The organism is Streptomyces afghaniensis (assembly GCF_044327915.1).
In the GTDB taxonomy this organism is placed as follows: domain Bacteria; phylum Actinomycetota; class Actinomycetes; order Streptomycetales; family Streptomycetaceae; genus Streptomyces; species Streptomyces afghaniensis.
The window spans coordinates 19,232-35,273 of sequence record NZ_JBIRGJ010000017.1 but is presented as its reverse complement, the minus strand read 5'-3'; the positions used below and the strand labels follow the sequence as shown (position 1 = coordinate 35,273).

Annotated in this window: 17 protein-coding genes and 2 pseudogenes; 12 read left to right on the top strand and 7 right to left on the bottom strand. The window is 68.8% G+C overall.

Annotation, left to right across the window (positions count from 1 at the left end):
* Nucleotides 1-579: 579 nt before the first annotated feature.
* Nucleotides 580-804 (bottom strand): hypothetical protein, encoded by a 225-nt coding sequence (locus ACH4G3_RS42095; protein ID WP_397629448.1) that lies wholly within the window; start codon nt 802-804, stop codon nt 580-582.
* A 39-nt stretch (nt 805-843) separates the two neighbouring features.
* Between ACH4G3_RS42095 and ACH4G3_RS42090 the strand changes: the two are divergent.
* The 7 genes and pseudogenes from ACH4G3_RS42090 to ACH4G3_RS42060 all read left to right on the top strand — a co-directional run.
* A pseudogene (locus ACH4G3_RS42090) lies at nt 844-1,245 on the top strand (pentapeptide repeat-containing protein); the annotation flags it as partial.
* Entirely contained in the window at nt 1,128-1,562 is a 435-nt protein-coding gene (locus tag ACH4G3_RS42085; RefSeq protein WP_397629447.1) for a pentapeptide repeat-containing protein, read from the top strand. The pseudogene ACH4G3_RS42090 and the gene ACH4G3_RS42085, both read left to right, overlap by 118 nt.
* Nucleotides 1,563-1,817: 255 nt before the next feature.
* A pseudogene (gene murJ / locus ACH4G3_RS42080) lies at nt 1,818-3,334 on the top strand (murein biosynthesis integral membrane protein MurJ).
* 271 nt (nt 3,335-3,605) lie between these two features.
* Entirely contained in the window at nt 3,606-3,809 is a 204-nt protein-coding gene (locus ACH4G3_RS42075; RefSeq protein ID WP_397629445.1) for a hypothetical protein, read from the top strand.
* A gap of 60 nt (nt 3,810-3,869) precedes the next feature.
* Entirely contained in the window at nt 3,870-4,526 is a 657-nt protein-coding gene (locus ACH4G3_RS42070; protein WP_397629444.1) for a TetR/AcrR family transcriptional regulator, read from the top strand.
* Nucleotides 4,523-5,950, top strand: a complete 1,428-nt coding sequence (locus ACH4G3_RS42065; RefSeq protein ID WP_397629443.1) for an MFS transporter — start codon at nt 4,523-4,525, stop codon at nt 5,948-5,950. The genes ACH4G3_RS42070 and ACH4G3_RS42065 overlap by 4 nt, the downstream gene beginning before the upstream one ends.
* 101 nt (nt 5,951-6,051) lie before the next feature.
* Complete coding sequence (locus tag ACH4G3_RS42060) at nt 6,052-7,086, top strand: alpha/beta hydrolase family protein (protein ID WP_397629442.1); 1,035 nt, start codon at nt 6,052-6,054, stop codon at nt 7,084-7,086.
* A 468-nt stretch (nt 7,087-7,554) separates the two neighbouring features.
* On the opposite strand, the gene ACH4G3_RS42055 is transcribed toward ACH4G3_RS42060, so the two are convergent.
* Together ACH4G3_RS42055 and ACH4G3_RS42050 are read right to left on the bottom strand one after the other, a co-directional pair.
* Entirely contained in the window at nt 7,555-8,109 is a 555-nt protein-coding gene (locus ACH4G3_RS42055) for a hypothetical protein (protein ID WP_397629441.1), read from the bottom strand.
* A complete protein-coding gene (locus ACH4G3_RS42050) occupies nt 8,030-8,782 on the bottom strand; it encodes a hypothetical protein (protein ID WP_397629440.1) in 753 nt (250 codons plus the stop codon). Before ACH4G3_RS42050 ends, ACH4G3_RS42055 begins: the two co-directional genes overlap by 80 nt.
* Nucleotides 8,783-9,246: 464 nt before the next feature.
* Here ACH4G3_RS42050 and ACH4G3_RS42045 point away from each other — a divergent pair, with 464 nt between their 5' ends.
* The 5 genes from ACH4G3_RS42045 to ACH4G3_RS42025 all read left to right on the top strand — a co-directional run bounded on the left by ACH4G3_RS42045 (nt 9,247) and on the right by ACH4G3_RS42025 (nt 14,064).
* Nucleotides 9,247-9,414, top strand: coding sequence for a hypothetical protein (locus ACH4G3_RS42045; protein WP_397629439.1), 168 nt, complete (start codon nt 9,247-9,249; stop codon nt 9,412-9,414).
* 267 nt (nt 9,415-9,681) lie between these two features.
* Nucleotides 9,682-10,308: a helix-turn-helix domain-containing protein gene (locus tag ACH4G3_RS42040; RefSeq protein ID WP_397629438.1), complete on the top strand. Its 627-nt coding sequence runs from the start codon at nt 9,682-9,684 to the stop codon at nt 10,306-10,308.
* A 31-nt stretch (nt 10,309-10,339) separates the two neighbouring features.
* The gene (locus tag ACH4G3_RS42035; RefSeq protein ID WP_397629437.1) at nt 10,340-11,719 is read left to right on the top strand and encodes a pyridoxal phosphate-dependent decarboxylase family protein; all 1,380 of its coding nucleotides are present in this window, start codon (nt 10,340-10,342) and stop codon (nt 11,717-11,719) included.
* The gene (locus ACH4G3_RS42030; RefSeq protein ID WP_397629436.1) at nt 11,716-12,897 is read left to right on the top strand and encodes an alanine racemase; all 1,182 of its coding nucleotides are present in this window, start codon (nt 11,716-11,718) and stop codon (nt 12,895-12,897) included. The genes ACH4G3_RS42035 and ACH4G3_RS42030 overlap by 4 nt, the downstream gene beginning before the upstream one ends.
* 288 nt (nt 12,898-13,185) lie before the next feature.
* Nucleotides 13,186-14,064 (top strand): metallophosphoesterase family protein, encoded by an 879-nt coding sequence (locus tag ACH4G3_RS42025; protein ID WP_397629435.1) that lies wholly within the window; start codon nt 13,186-13,188, stop codon nt 14,062-14,064.
* A gap of 152 nt (nt 14,065-14,216) precedes the next feature.
* Here ACH4G3_RS42025 and ACH4G3_RS42020 read toward each other — a convergent pair whose 3' ends face one another.
* The 4 genes from ACH4G3_RS42020 to ACH4G3_RS42005 form a co-directional block, all read right to left on the bottom strand.
* Nucleotides 14,217-14,813 (bottom strand): transposase, encoded by a 597-nt coding sequence (locus ACH4G3_RS42020; RefSeq protein ID WP_397629434.1) that lies wholly within the window; start codon nt 14,811-14,813, stop codon nt 14,217-14,219.
* Nucleotides 14,783-15,271 carry a winged helix-turn-helix domain-containing protein gene (locus ACH4G3_RS42015; protein WP_397629433.1) on the bottom strand — a complete coding sequence of 163 codons (489 nt, stop codon included), beginning with the start codon at nt 15,269-15,271 and terminating at the stop codon, nt 14,783-14,785. Before ACH4G3_RS42015 ends, ACH4G3_RS42020 begins: the two co-directional genes overlap by 31 nt.
* Nucleotides 15,272-15,358: 87 nt before the next feature.
* On the bottom strand, nt 15,359-15,508 hold the full coding sequence (locus tag ACH4G3_RS42010) for a hypothetical protein (RefSeq protein WP_397629432.1): 150 nt from the start codon (nt 15,506-15,508) through the stop codon (nt 15,359-15,361).
* An 83-nt stretch (nt 15,509-15,591) separates the two neighbouring features.
* Nucleotides 15,592-16,023, bottom strand: coding sequence for a GNAT family N-acetyltransferase (locus tag ACH4G3_RS42005; RefSeq protein WP_397629431.1), 432 nt, complete (start codon nt 16,021-16,023; stop codon nt 15,592-15,594).
* Nucleotides 16,024-16,042: the final 19 nt, after the last annotated feature.

Here is a 16,042-nt window from a genome sequence, read left to right as displayed (position 1 = left end):
CACGATCCACGGCCGCGACTGACGTTTCCTCACGACCCGACCAACGAGCAGACAAGCCGACGGTCACTTGATCAACAACTTCTGTTAGGACCTCTTAGTCTGCTCGGGTGACGGACACGGGCGGCGGCGAGTCGGCGACCCTTGTAATGATCGACGTCATTCACGGTGTCCCGAGCCTGAAGCCTCTTGACTGGCCAGGAGGGAGGACAGATGGGCCGATCTAGGTGGAGACGAAGCACCGCCCACGTGCTGATCGCGGTCTCAGTCGGTCTTCTGATCGTGGCTGTTGTGTCCTGGCATCGGCTGGCCGCCTTGGCTGCCCGCATCCAGATCGTCCCGCTGCTCCTCGTGATCGCTGCCGTGGCGTGTGGCGCCGCGGCCGGCGAACTGTACGGGCGCACGCGGCCACAAAAGGCCAGCCGCTCTGCCCCGCCGATCCGCTGGTGGTGGGCGCTATTGTCGTTTGCGGCTGTGGCGGCCTCAGTGTGGATCACTACGGCCCTGCTGATGCCCCAGACCGACGGCATCCGGTCGTACCGTGAACGGACAAAGCAGCGGATCGAAGTCGTGCGCACCTCCCTAGCTGCGGGGGCTGGCGCGGGTGCCGCGGTCACGGTGCTGCTGGCGTTTCGTCGCCAGCACCACGGCGAGAGGGCCACCGAGCAGACTGAACACGACGCCATTGAACGGCGCATCACTGAGCTCTACACCAAGGCCGTTGAACAGCTTGGCAACCCACAGGCCCCTGTCCGCCTGGGCGGCCTGTACGCACTGGAACGGCTTGGCGAGAGCGCCCCAACTCACCGCCAGACCATCGTTGACGTCATCTGCGCCTACCTGCGCATGCCCTACACCCCGCCGACAGACCCCACCCCGAAAGGCGAATCGCGGCTAGGTGGGCTGTCTCACGCCCGACGGGCGGCCTGGGTGCTTCTTCGTGGCAAGCAGAACGCCCAGCGGCGTCAGGAACTCCAGGTGCGGGTGACAGCCCAGCGCATCCTCGCCGCCCACCTCCGGGACACCCGGCCCTCGAACCAGCGAGAGGTCGCTCCGCCCAACGAGCGCTTCTGGGAGGGCAGTCGCATCGACCTAACCCACGCCGCGCTCATCGATTTGGACTTCCGCCACTGCCACATGACGCAGGCGGACTTCAGGCATGCCACGTTCACCGGCTTCGCCCTGTTCAAGGACGCGGCTTTCGACGGCGTCGCCAATTTCGCGGACGCGACATTCGACGGCATGGCCGTCTTCACGGACCCGCGACATTCGACGGCGCCGCTTTGTTCATGGGAGCGACCTTCAAGGAAGGTGCCTGGTTCAGGGGAGCAGGTTTCCACGACAACGCCCGATTCGAGGATGCGACCTTCGACAACATCGCCTCGTTCAAGGACGCGACCTTCGGAGGCGACACCCTGTTCACCGGTGCCCGGGTCACAGTCCCGGAGCCACCAGTCGGCAGCCAACTGTCCCACGAGTGGCCGCCAGGCTGGACCGTCTTGGCCGCCCCCGGAGGTGAGGGGATACTCCAAGAAGTCGACACTCAGCGGCGTGAGGCGCCCTAACTGCAACTTTGCACTCTGGGTCAGGGAAAGAAGGCCTGGGCCGCCAACACCGTCGCAGAAGGACACCTCACCAACTGGAACCGGTAAGAGCGGCGGTACCGAGCTTGCGGCTGAACGGTCCTCTACTGGCGCAGAGCACTTGTTCCATGGCTGTCGTATTCCTGCGGCCACGGTCACGGCCGGGGAACGTTCGCTGAACTCTGCGGTCACACTGCCGAATTGGGGCCGAGGAACCTTGGGGCATAGGTTGACGGCATGGTGGAGGGGGCGAACTCCGCGGCTCAGACCATGCCGCAGGAGCAGCAGACAAGGGGGCGGCATGCCGCCCGGCGGAAGAAGGACAAGGGTGGGCTGGCTCGTTCGTCCTTGCTGATGGCTGTTGGCACGGTGGTGTCACGGGCGACGGGACTGATCCGCCAAGTGCTGCAGGCCGCAGCGCTGGGTACGGGCTTGCTGGCCAGTACCTACAACACGGCGAACACCGTGCCGACGAGCCTGTACACGCTGTTGATCGGTGGCGCGCTCAACGCCGTGTTGGTGCCGCAGCTGGTCCGAGCCAGGGCAACGCAGCCCGATGGCGGACGCGCTTACGAGCAGCGTCTGGTCACGCTTGTGGTCTGTGTACTGGGTGTGGGGACGGCGCTGGCGGTGTGGGCGGCGCCGCAGATCGTGGGCCTGTACATGCGGGACATCCCCGACGGTCACGAGGCGTTCGAGCTGACGGTGACGTTCGCGCGGTTCCTGTTGCCGCAGATCTTCTTCTATGGGCTGTTCAGCATCTACGGGCAGGTGCTGAACGCTCGCGAGAAGTTCGGCGCGATGATGTGGACCCCGGTGCTGAACAACATCGTGCTGATCGGCATGTTCGCCGCCTATCTGGGGCTGATGACGGTTCCCGACCGGGTGGAGGACATCACCACCGACCAGGTGCAGTTGCTGGGGATCGGGACGACGGCAGGAATCGCTCTGCAGGCCGTGGCCCTGATTCCGTTCGCGCGGGCAGCCGGTTTCCGTTTCCGCCCGCGGTTCGACTGGCGGGGCACCGGCTTGGGCAAGAGCGTCCATGCGGCGAAGTGGACGCTGCTGTTCGTCCTGGCCAATCAGGTGGCGCTGAGGGGCGCATCCCGGATCTACGCGCGGACCTGTCCCGGGTGCTGCGGATCAGCGGCGTGGTCATTGTGCCCGCCGCGTTCCTCTTCCTCGCCCTGGGCCCGCAGATCTCTTCGCTGCTGTTCGCCCACGGGGCGGCTGACGCCGCCTCGGCCCGCCCGCTGGGGTACATGCTGCAGGCGTTCGGACTCGGTCTCATCCCGTTCTCCGCCCAGTACCTGCTGTTGCGCGGCTTCTACGCCTTCGAGGACACCCGCACTCCGTTCTTCATGGCGACGTGGATCGCGGGCGTGAACATCGCCCTGGCCACCGCGTGTCACTTGCTCCTGCCCGCCCGCTGGGCGGTCGTCGGCATGGCCGGCGCCTACACCCTGTCCTACGTGGCCGGGCTCGCACTCACCGCGCATCTGCTGCGTAGGAGGCTTGGGGGTCGCATCGACGACGGCGGCCTGCGCCGCACCTACGTGCAACTGCTCTGCGCCGCAGGCCCGGCTGCCGGGTTGGGCTGGGCTGCAGCGCGCGCGTGTGCGGGCCTGGGAAGTGGAACGTGGCCCACGGCCGTCGCACTGGCTACCGGGGCGCTGGCGACAGTCGTGGGGTACCTCCTTCTCGCCCGGCTGATGAAGGTCAACGAGTTGCGTCGTCTGCCCGGGATGCGCTGAACAGGCAGAGATGCAAGGAGGCGAGCTTCATGGGCGGTCCTGCGCGCGTCTGGCGATGTAGTCAGTCCAGTTGCGTTTGACGAAATTCGCCGAGTCCGTCAGCTCTGATGGGGCCCTACAGCTCGTCAGGAGCGTGTGTTGATGTAACGCACGCCCGGGCCCCACTTCTCCATGGCCGGGGCCATGCACCACTGGCACAGAGGGTTCTCTGGGGCAGCAGCCGTGGCGCGAGGACGGGTGGAGTAGTCCGCTGCAGCTCAGCGACGGTGCTGTGGACGGTATATGGCGCAACAGGTGTGGTGCCATCACCCGGTGGGGTGATGGCACCTGTGCTGGCCGGGTTTCGCCGAACATCAACCCGTACGGCACGTTCCGCCTCGACATGAACAAGCGCCTCGACCTGTCGGGCGTGACCATTTCCCGTCAGCGTGCCGCCGTGAGCGAGCGAGCCGAGGCGGACCCCGCCACCCGCTGAGCAGAATGATCACTCACCCAATGAGTAGACAGTGTCTACGGAGCGTGGTAGACACTGTCTATGACTGATGAGAGCTCTCTTCGGGAGCGGTTGATCGATGTCGGGGTCGACCTTGTGCTGACCGAGGGTTCCGCGTCTGTGGGTCTGCGGGAAATAGCCCGTCGAGCGGGGGTGTCGCACGGGGCGCCGCGTCGGTACTTCCCCACGCACCACGCGCTGCTCTCGGCTATCGGCCGTCGCGGCTTCGAGGACCTCGCAGCCATGTTCGAGGCCGCAGTCGCCGGCACGACCACACCGCGCGGCCAGCTGGAGGCCCTCGCGCGGGCGTACGTCGGGTACGCACTGGAACGCCGCGGCATGTTCGAGCTCATGTGGCGGCACGACCTGCTCGACGGCGCGGCGCAGGCATCGGACCAACCGAGGCTGCGCGAGTCGACCCTCCCGCTGTTCGGGCACTTCACCGGACTCGTCGCCCGATGCCTATCGGAGAGGGAGGCCGCGCGAAACGCCGACGGGCCGAACGAGGCCGGACCGCCGCCTGCGGTGACCGCCGCCGCCCTGTGGTCGAACCTGCACGGCATGGCCCAGCTGTGGGCCTGGGGCAGCCTGCAACTCGCCCTCGGCGCCCCACCGCTGGGCGGCGACCCCGACGACAACCAACGCGACCGGCTCATCGCGGCAGTTCTGGACGCCCACCTCGGCCCGGTGACCTCATGACCGCACCCGCACAGCGGCAGATTGCACTTCTGGTCAGCGTGGTCGGCGCGGTGATCGTCGCGCTGGACGGAACCATCCTGCTCATGGCGCAGCCCGGCATGCAGCGTGATCTCGGCGCGAGCGTGGCGCAGATCCAGTGGACGAGCACCGGGTATCTGGTCGCCGTGGCCGCGTTACTCGTGATCGCCGGGCGCCTCGGGGATCGGTACGGGCACCCTCGCCTGCTGTTCGTCGGCGTCCTCGGTTTCGGGGCTGCCTCGGCCGGGATCGCGCTCGCGCCGGGGGTCGGCTGGGTGATCGTCCTGCGCGCGGTGCAGGGCGGGTTCGCCGCGTTCCTGCAACCTGCGACGCTCGCGCTGCTACGGCTGGCGTATCCCGCGGACCGGCTCAGCAAGCCGATCGCCATCCGCACCAGTGCGATCGCGGTGGCGGCAGGGTCCGGTCCGCTCCTGGGCGGTGTTCTCGTGGCTCACCTGGGGTGGCGCGCCGTCTTCTGGGTCAACGTGCCCCTCGCGTTCGTCATCGCCGTCCTCGCCCTCGCCGTACGGACGCCGGCACCTCAACGTGCCAACTCTCCACGACTCAACCTCACCAGCGCGGGCCTGCTGGCGGTCGCGCTCGCAATCCTGGTCCACGCCTTGGTCGACGTACCCGCACGGGGGTGGACCGCCGCGCCGACGCTGCTCGAACTCCTCGCCGTCATCGGCATCGCAACGGTGCTCACCTGCCACGAACGCCGCACCACACACCCGATCGTTCCACCAGCCGTAGCACGGTCCGTACCGGTGACCGCGTCGATGGCGATCCTGCTGGTCACCACCGCCAGCCTGTTCGGCGCGCTGTTCAGGGCCACCTTCTACCTCCAGGACGTACTTCGACTCGACCCACTCGACAGCGGTCTGCGCGTACTCCCGCTGACCGTGCTCATGGTCCTCGGCTCACCCGTCGCGGTCGCCGCACTGCGCCGGTACGGTGCGCGCCGCACCGCGATCGCCGGTACGGTCCTCGTCGTGGTCGGCATCGCGGGGCTGTCCCGGCTCGGTCCCGCCAGCACATGGATGGCCATGGCTGCAGCTTTTGCCGCCATCGGTGCCGGGTTCGCCACCGTGATGGTCACCGCCACCGGGACCGTCGTCGGTGACGCGCCGCCCGGGTACGCCGGGGTCGTCAGCGGACTCAAGCAGACCGCCATGAACATCGGGCCGACCTTCGGCATCGCCGTCGCGGCCAGCGCAACCGGCACGGCTGCGTCAACCATGGGCTCCACTCTGCTGATCCTGGCCGCACTCGCCGCTCTCGGCCTGCTGCCCGCGTCGCGGCTGCCCCGGCGCCCGGCCCACCAGGAAGGAGACGACACGACCGCCTCACGCCCGGCGCAAGCACCAACACCACAGGCGGCACCCACTCGACACCCAAACAGTTGAGCAACCGCCGAACACACCCACGCCGATCCGGTCATGTACCAGACCGATCTTCAGTGAAAGAACAAGCTGAAGTCGACATCGATGAGAGGACGAGCACGAAGATGACGGGTCAGGATCGACACACTGCGCCGGACAGGGCGATCTCGCATAAGGCGCAGGCGGACGGTGGGGGACCGGCGGCGGGCCGGGAGCGGGACTGGGTTGCCGAGGAGTCCGTACGGGTGCGGTCGTCGGGAGGCGCGGAGTTCGTGGTCCGGCTACTGCGTGCGGAGCGGCCGGAGGCCCCGGTGGCGCTCGTGGTACCGGCGATGGGGGCGCGGGCGCGGTTCTACGCCCCCTTCGCCCGCGGGCTACACCGTGGCGGCCTGCACGTGGCGATCACGGACCTCCGTGGCCAGGGCGAGAGCATCCCGGTAGCGCGCCGCGGAGTGGCGTACGGGTACCGGGAGATGGTCGATGACGACCTTCCCGCGGTCGTCCGTGCGGTCTCCGCGGCGTTCCCGGGTTCGCCGGTGGTACCCGTCGGGCACAGCCTCGGCGGCCAGCTCGCGCTGCTCAGCAGCGCGACCGGGCTCCCCGGGGTACACGCCGTCGTGCTGACAGCGGCCGGGTCGGTCTGGTGGCGGGGGTTCGGCTCGGTGCACGGGCTCCGCAATCTGGTCGGCAGCCAGCTGTTCGCGGCGCTCGCCACGGTGCTCGGCTACTGGCCTGGGGAACGGCTCGGCTTCGGTGGCACCCAAACCACGGCAGTGATGCGGGACTGGGCGCGGCAGGGCCGCACCGGCCGCTACACGCTGCGAGGGAGCGACACCGACTACGAGGCGGCGCTCGCCCGGCTGAAGCTTCCCGTCCTCGCAGTCGGCGTGGACAACGACACTCTGGCGCCGCCAAGCGCGACGGATCATCTGCTGCAGAAGATCACGGCTGCCCCGGTGAGCCGGTGGCACTACACCGAGGCCCTTGCCGGCGGCCGCCGGTTGGACCATTTCCGTTGGGTCCGGCACAGCGACGGCATGAGCGCGTACATCACGGACTGGATCTCCGGCACGCTCATCATGCGGCAGAACGGCGTCGCACAGCACAGCACGCAACAGGACCCGGTCGGTGAAGGCCGCCCGACCAGAGGGGAAGCCTGAGGTGATCGATGGCACGGCAGCGGCGCCCGGAGCCAGGGCTATGCAGTACATCTCGTAGAACCGATGGTCGCGGAACCACGCGTGGTCAGCAGCAGAATTTCTGCCAGCGATGCCCCAGCCCGCACCACCATTGCGGCGTCGTTAGGGCCAGCGGGGCAGCGGATCTGGCAGTTTGGTGCATTCGCTGGTGCCGATGCCTATCAGCAGCTCGGTTACTCCAAGGTCCATACGCAGCCGCATCAGCCGGCGTACCCGCTGACCTGACTCTCCTGCCTCCCGCGCACCCCGTCGCCCCGCACAGTCCCCGTTGGAACACTAGGGGGGCTAAACCCGCTGGTTGAGCGCTCTTGTCAGATCCCGGTTGGCGGATCTGGCCGCGTCGAGATCGCCCTGCTGCTCCTCCAGTCGGCGGTCAGTTCCACGATGTCCTGTTCGATACGGGTCACAGTGGTCTGCAGGGCGGAGACGTCAGCCGAGGCGCCGAGTCCGGACTCTTGCCAAGCCCGTTGGCCGAGCTGCCGGGAGATGGGCCTCCAGCTGCTGGACCCGTGCGACAAGGCGAGCGGCGCGTGCGTTGGCGTTGGCAAGATCGGCCTGCAGGGATGCCTGGGTGGCGGCCGGGCCGCCACCTGACGTTTCAGCGCAGCGGCTGCCGGTGGTGTGCAGGTGCTCCAGCAGGTCGCGGTGGCGGTAGAGGAAGGTGCGGTCGACACCCGCTGCGCGGGCGATTGCCGAGGCGGTCAGAGGGGTGCCGTGGTGCACGGCGGTCGTGATGGCGTCCTGGACGCGTCGTCGGCGCCGTTCGGTGCCGGTGACCCGGCCGTCGTTGATCGGGGAGGTCACGTCGCGGTCCTTGTGGGGTTGGTGGACGCGGGGCATGCCGAGCATGACGGTGCGGCTGCGGCGTACGACGGTGACGGCCTGTTCGATCTGGGCGCGGTCCTCAGGGGTGAGGTTGTCGAGGTCGGTCTGGACGCGTTCGATGAGGCGGCGGACGCGGCGGATCTCCTCTTCGGCCGGCATGGCCTGGGTGCGGGCCCAGTCGTCTGCTTCGAAGGCGGACATGAGGCGTTCGCGGCTGCGGCAGGTCGGCGAGGTGGGCTTGGAGGTCGGGGAGGTAGGAGACGTCGGTGGAGAAGTGCTCGCAGCCCAGGCAGCGGAAGCGGAGCGGGCAGGCGTGGCCGCCGGCGGCGACGCTCGTTGGTTCGCGGCAGACGTCGTAGGGGGTGGCGACCTCCCCGATCGCGCGGCGGACGTGTTCGGAGTCGAGCAGGCTCTTCGCGGTGCGCCAGGCCCGGTTGCCGTGGCGGTCGAACTGCAGGGCGGTCATGCGGTCGACGGCTTCGCGGCGGCGTTCGTCGCCGACGCGGTAGTAGCCCTGGGTGGTGTGGATCAGGCGATGGTCCATCAGCTCCTTGAGGACGTCGACCGGGACGCCAGCGTCGGCGTGCCGTTGGGCGTAGCAGTGCCGGTAGGCGTAGGGGAAGATCCGGGTCTTGTCGAACGGCACCAGCTGTGTGGCGCGGGTGTCTCCTGCGGCGACGACGACAGGCACCAGGAGGTCGGGCAGGGAGGCCACCCAGGCCCGGTGCTGGCCGGAGATGTCCACGAGCGGTTTGGTGCCCTCGGGGTTGGACTTGGGGCGCGGAAGGAGCCGCAGCTGGGCCGGCGGCTTCAGGGAATCGTTCTCGGACACGCTGCTGCTGGCGGCGGATGATCGCGGCGGTTTCTTTGCCGATCGGCAGGCGTCGGCCGAGCCGGTAGGCCTTGTGGTTGTCGTAGACCAGGACGTCAGAGCCGTCAGGGTCCTGCTCCAGGCAGTTCAGGGGCAGGGTATTGATCTCATCTGGACGCCGTCCGGTGTCGATGAGCAGCTCGGTGGCGACGCGTACCGCGAGGCTGCTCATGGCCTCCAACTCGTCTAGGTGGGCACACAGTTCGCGCAGCACCTCCTCTGGCGGGTCACGGCCGGCCTCGGTGTCCTCCGGCTCGTCGGGCATGTCCTCCGGCCCGATCGTGAAGTCGGCCGCCATGCCCTCCAGCAGCTGCCCGGGCGCGGTGAGGCCGAGGGTGCGGAAGCGGAGCAGGACGCGGCGGACGAACCGGGTGAAGGACAGCCGCCGGGATGGGCTGATCCTCCCGGTCGAGGTGAAGTGGCCCATGCGGTTGGTGAAGGCGACGAAGTCGCTGCGTCCCCAGGCGGCGGGCACCGTGCCGCGGTTCTGGCGCTGCACACGCAGGCTCTCCGAGATCATGCCCACGGCCGCGATGATCGCGCGGGTGTGCTGGACCGCGTTCTTGTTCCGGCGCCGGGGCAGGTCGTCGTAGACCCAGATCTTCATTGCTTCTCGCAGCGGCTCCTGCAGCACGGGCGCGAACGAGATGTGGCCGGTGTAGCCGAAGACGGCCATGTCCGACTCAGAAGTGGTGGCTCCGCAGGGCAGAGCCACCACGCCTCATTTCAGGGCGAGTCGACCGTGATCGGCTCGTTGGCGTCGGGGGAGGCAGGGCGGGCGAGAGCGTCCTTCTCACGGGCGTCGGCAGCCCGACCCAACGGAATCCACTATGGGGGAGAGGAATCGCTATAGTGGAATCATGAGTGATAGAAACGCCCTGTCCAGTGGTCTGTCCATGGCCGAGCTGGGGGCCAGGATCCGAGCCGAGCGGCGGGCCCGGGACATGGCTGTGGAGCGGCTCGCCGAGCTGAGCGGGGTGAGCCGGAGCATGGTGTCCGAGGTGGAGCGCGGTGCCAAGACGCCGAGCGTGCTGGTCCTCGACCGGCTGGCGACCGCGCTGGGCACCTCGATCGCTCGACTTCTCGACGAACCCGTACGCCCCGGTGTGGTGGTCCTGCACCGCGCCCAGCAGCACGTGGTGCGGGATCCCTCCGGGTGGGAGCGGCGGATCCTGTCTCCCGTCCTCCCAGGCGTCGAGTTCGAGTTCATGCGCACCACCCTGGAACCGGGCGTGGACGCCGGGGAGTTCTCCCCGCACGCCCCGGGCTCGCACGAGTACGTGGCGGTGGAGACGGGGGAACTGCGCCTGACCGTCGACGGTGTCCCGCACCGTCTGGCCTCCGGGGACGCCGCCTATTTCCCCGGCAACCGTCGGCATGCCTTCGCCAACGACTCCGCTGACGTGTGCGTGTACTACCTGGCCATGGCGCTGGGCCAGTCAGCCGACCCACACCACCATCACGTGTCCGGAGGCCCCGATGAATGACCTGCGACAAGCGGGCCGATCGGCCGCGGACATGGCAGTCGGTCACCTGGCCGCTGTAGCCGGCGGGCCGGTGTGGCGACCGGTGGCCGACGCGGACCGCTCTTGGCTCGCCCAGCAGCCGCTGCCCAGGGCGGGGCGCCCAGTGGCGGAACTGCTGCACGACGTACGGGACCGGATGCTGCCCTATCCGATGGGCAACGGGCACCCCAGGTTCTTCGGCTGGGTCAACTCCCCGCCCTCGCCGGCCGGAGTCCTGGTCGCCCCGCTGGCCGCAGCCATGAACCCCAGCTGCGCCGGAGGAGACCACGCCGGAGTCCTGCTGGAGCGCACCGCCGTGCGGTGGCTGGCGGAGTTGGTCGGCTTCCCGCACCCACCCGGTGCCGGACTGCTGACCAGCGGCGCCTCCATGGCAACCGTCATCGCGCTGGCCACTGCCCGGCAGCGGGCGATCCGTCAACAGGGCCACAACGTGCGCGAGACGGGCCTGTACGGACAGCCTCCGCTGGCGGTCTACCTGTCAGCCGAGGGGCACAGCTGTCTGCGCAAGGCAGCGGAACTCCTTGGCCTGGGCAGCCATTACCTCCGCACGGTCCCGGTCGACGGCGCATGCCGCATGGACACCGGCGCACTGCGTCGCCTGATCGCATCGGACCGGGAGGCGGGCGTGCGTCCGATGCTCGTCGCGGCCAGCGCCGGAACGGTCAACACCGGCGCCGTCGACCCTCTGGAGGAAATCGCGGAGATCGCCCGTGAACACGATCTGTGGTTCCACGTCGACGGCGCTTACGGCGTGCTCGGGGTCCTCGATGAAGGAACCCGCCCCGTCTATGTCGGCCTGGAACGGGCGGACTCCCTCGCGCTGGACCCGCACAAATGGCTCGGTGTACCCGTCGACGCCGGTTGTGTCCTCTTCCGCGACCCCGTCGGCCCGCGCGACACCTTCAGCCTCGTACCGCCCTACCTCCGCGACGACGAGGCCGACGACCTGGGCTGGTTCTCCGAGTACGGCCCCGAACAGACCCGTCCGTTCCGCGCACTGCGAGTCTGGGCCACGATCGCGCACCTCGGCCGCGACGGCATCGCCCACCTGGTGCAGCGCACCACCCAACTCGCCCGTGCCCTCGCCGACATGATCGAAGCCTCCCACGACTTCGACCTGCTCGCCCCGGCCGTCACCTCCGTCGTCGCCTTCCGCCATCGGCCCACGGCCCTCGGCCCCGGCACGACAGAGGCACTGAACCAGGCCATCCCGACCGCAGTACAGCGGCGCGGGCGGGCCTTTCTGACCGGCACTCGGCTCTCGGGCACGGCAGCCCTGCGCGCCTGCGTCCTCCACCCGGACACCACCGAGGCCGACCTCACCGTCCTGCTGGACGAAATCCGGACCGCAGCGAGGGAGATCACCGCATGAGTCACCCTCACCGGGTCGTCTGTGAGACGGGCCAGGAGCCCGCCGTGATCCCCTGGAGACGTTCCGACACCGGAGGCATGCCCGTGTTCACGAGTCTTTCCGCTGGCCTGACCACGCCCGCGCTGGTGATCGATGTCGATGTACTGGAGCGCAACATCACGCGGATGGCCGAGCACGCCCGTACTGGGGGCTTCGCGCTGCGCCCGCACGCCAAGACCCACAAGAGCCTGCCGATAGCCGACCGCCAGCTCGCGGCCGGCGCCGTCGGCCTCACGGTCGCCACCATCGCCGAAGCCGAGGCGTTCGCCCGCCACGGCGTCACCGACCTGTTCATCGCCTACCCGCTGTGGATCGACAACGACAAGGCCCGGCGGCTGCGGCGGCTCGCGGAGACAGTGGCCTTGCGCCTGGCCGCTGACTCCCCGGAGGGCGCACGGCGCCTGGGGGAGGCCGTGCGGGGCTCGGCCCGGTCGGTCGAGTTGCTGGTCGAGATCGACAGCGGGCACCACCGTACCGGCGTCCCTCCCAAAGATGCCGTTGCCGTCGGCAAGGCTGCGGCCGATACCGGTCTGAACGTCGTCGGCGTCTTCACCTTCCCCGGGCACGGCTACGGTCACGACGCCCAGGCCCGCGAGCGAGCGGCTCGCGACGAGGAGCGGGAACTCGGCGAGGCCGCCGAAGCACTCTCTGCCGTCGGGCTCCCGGCACGGGTGATCAGCGGCGGCTCGACGCCGACCGCCGGCCGCTGGCAGCCGGGCATCGTCAACGAACTCCGGCCCGGCGTCTACGTCTTCAATGACGCCACCCAGCTGGCCCTCGGCTCCTGTACGCCGGACGACGTGGCCCTCGTCGCCGCCGCGACGGTGGTCAGCGCCTCGACCAAGGAGCGCTTCGTACTGGACGCGGGCAGCAAGGTCCTCGGCACCGACACCACCCCGTGGGTGGCCGGCCACGGGCACCTACCAGACTTCCCTGAGGCGTCGGTCACCGCGCTCTCCGAGCACCACGCCACGGTTGTCCTCCCAGAGGGCAGCGAGGCCCCGCCCCTGGGCGCGCTCGTAGCCGTCGCCCCCAACCACGTCTGCACGGCGGTCAATCTTGCCGACGAACTGGTCGTCACCCGACAGGGCAACGTCGTCGACCGCTGGCCGGTAGCAGCCCGTGGCGCCAACACATGACGGTCCTATGCACAAGCCCCGTGTGTCCCACCCCTGCGAACGCAGTGCCCTCGGGGCCCTGGCCCGGGGGCACACCAACACGGTGGTTTCGTAAACAGGGGCTGGCAACGTTTGTCGACGGTTTCGGGCAGCACTTAGCGATCAGACGGCCCGGGAAAGTCGATGAGAACTGACAACGCGTCTCGCGATCGGTTGCTCGTGGGCCTGCGGCTGACGGCTTGTGGTGTGAGCCCGGATCTTCGTTCGCTCCGAGGCTGGCAGCAGCTGATGTGCGGTTAGGTTGACGGGATGAAGATTCTGCATCTGTCCGATACACACCTAGACCGCGCCGGCGGCCCGGACGCCGATGGGGCCGATGGCACGGCGGCGCTTCGCCGGATGCTCGCCGACCTGGTCCATTTACGCGACCTCGATGCACTCGTCGTCACGGGAGACGTGGCGGACGATGGATCGCGCGAGGGTTACGCGCGGGCGCATGAGCTCGTGGGCGGCTACGCCCAGGAGCGGGGCGCATCGGTGTTCTACGCGACCGGGAACCACGATGAGCGGGCGGCGTTCGGCGAGGTGCTCGGCTGTGGCCATGCACGCCCCGACGCGGTGTATGACGGCCCCGAGGGCGAGCGGGCCGCCGCGAGCACGGTCGATGGCTGGCGGGTGGTCACTCTTGACTCTCTCGTGCCGGGCAAGGGCTACGGGAGGATCGGCCGGGCCCAGCTGGACTGGCTTCGTGAGGTCTTGGCCATGCCCGCGGCGCATGGCACGCTCCTGGCCTTCCACCACCCGCCGGTCGCACTGGAGGTCGAGGTGCAACGGGCACTCGGGCTGCAGGATGCCGATGAGCTGGGTGCGGTGATCCGCGGAACCGACGTGCAGCTGATCCTCTGCGGTCACTTCCATCTTCAGATCCTGGGGCGCCTGGATCAGGCGACGGTCTGGGTCACGCCCGGCATCGTCAGCCGCATCGACCTGACTGCCCAGCCCGGCACCGAGCGCGCCGTGCACGGTCCTTCGGCCTCCCTGGTCCGGCTCGGCACGCCCCACGGACCGCTTATTCACACCCTTCATGCCCGTGATCCCCGCGTGGGCGAGACGGTCTACGAGGCCGATGAGGAGGACATGCGTGAGGTGATCGAGAAACTCGGCCCGGCCAAGATGAGCCCGAGCTGAGAAGCGTCGTGCAGGGTGTGACGTGCCGTCCGGCTACGGGTACGGCGGTGGCCACCGGCCATGTTGGACTCGTGGCTGAACGGGTGCGGGTGCGGGTGCGGGAAATCGGCGACGCTGAGAGGGCCGCGCCTGCTGCGGATCATTCGCCCGTACTAAGCGGTTCTGGTGAAGTTCGCTGCTGATCCTTGGATGTGGGTTCGTTGGCGGGCCAGCGCCTGGTCCACGGCGGCGGCGATGGCGTCGACGCTGGTGTGGGCGCGGTGGGGGTAGTCCTCGTACTTGGCCGAGCGCCAGACGCGTTCGATGTCGTTGAGCTCGTGGCTGCGGGGCGGCAGGTAGAACAGCTCCACTCCGATCCCAGCTAGTCGCTGCGGCCCTTGAACGCCTTGTCCAGGTGCGCGGAGGCGTTGTCCAGCACCACCGTGCACGGCCGGGAGCGCCGCCAGACGGGCTCCGTCCGCGGCCAGGGCCAGCGCGCCGGCCCCGCCGGGCAGGCCGGCCAGCCGACAGCAGACGAACTCCAGCAGCACCTTGGCGTCGATCTTGCCGGGGGTATGCTCCCACAACAGATCGGGACCGGTGCCCACGACCAGGGCGCCCAGCACGTTGATGTGCCGGTCGCTCTTGTCCTCGCGCGGTACCACTGCGCGCTGCCCGATGCGTGACCAGGTGTAGCCGGTGGGCATGGTGGGCGCGAATCCGGACTCGTCGACGAAGATCAGGTCGTGCGTTCCCGCGTCGGCCTCCATCCGTAAGTCCGCAAGTCCTCCAGCCGGGCCCGTGCGGCCTGCTGGAGGACGGGGTCGGCCCTGTGGCGCAGGCTGTCGCGGGTCCGCTTCCACCGAAACCCCTCCCGGTGCAGCAGCTCGGTCAACCACGCCGCCGACACGCGCACGCCCCGTTCGCTCTCCAGCCAGTCGCACAGCTCGGGCGCGGTCCAGGTCACCCCCGCTTCGGCCGAGGCGTCCAGCAAGGCACCCACCATCTTCAGGCCATCATCGGTGACGGAGGCGGGCCGTCCCGGACGCGGGGCATCGGCCAGGGCATCGAACCCGCCGCCGGTGAAACGGTGCACCGCATCGCGCACCATGACCGGGTTGCACTCCAACCGCCGCCGCTCGTTACGCGACAGATCACGCCCTGCCAGCCGCCGACGCACCTCGAACTGCTGCCCGGACGTCAACTCCACCGTCAGGATCTTCGGCATCACCACCACTTCCCACCAAAACTCCTACCCCCACAGAGAGTTGACTTCACCGAGACCGCTTAGGTGGGTGGTGACCTGACGGCGGGCTCAGACGGTGCTGCTGTCCGCGCAGGGCATGAGCGAGGCGAACAACGCCGACGTGATGTTCACCAGCACGATCGGGTCCGCGACCGGTAGCACTTGCTGAAACATCTCCCACAACTCGTCCGGCACCAGCAGCTCAACGATCCCCGCCATGATCGTCAGGCTGCCGATCTGCCCAAATGGGGAGAAGTCTCAGCGACTATCCATCTACCCGTAGCGGCCCGCCCCTGGTTCGTTCATCCCGTCACCTTCAAGATCATGAAGTTCTCGGGGTTCGGGACCGGCATGAATCCAGCCTTCGCGTAAACCTCATGGGCGTCGAGGGTCGACAGGAGCACACGCTTGAGCCGATACGGGGCGAGGTGGTCGCGGACCGCTCCCGCAAGCCAGGTGCCGAGCCCCCTGCCGCGGTGCGCAGGCACAACGTAGACGTCGCACAGCCAAGCGAAGGTGGCGCGGTCGGTCACCACGCGCGCATAGGCGACCTGGTCACCGGAGGCGTCGTAGACAGCGAAGTTCAATGAGCCGCGCACTGACTCCTCAACCGTTTCCCGAGTGCGTCCAAGAGCCCAGAACGCGTCGGTCGACAGCCATTCGTGCACCAGCGCCACGTCGAGGCGATCCGGGTCTGTGGAGAGCTCGTATCCGTCGCTCCTGCTAGTGATCACGAGGCGGCAGCATAACCAG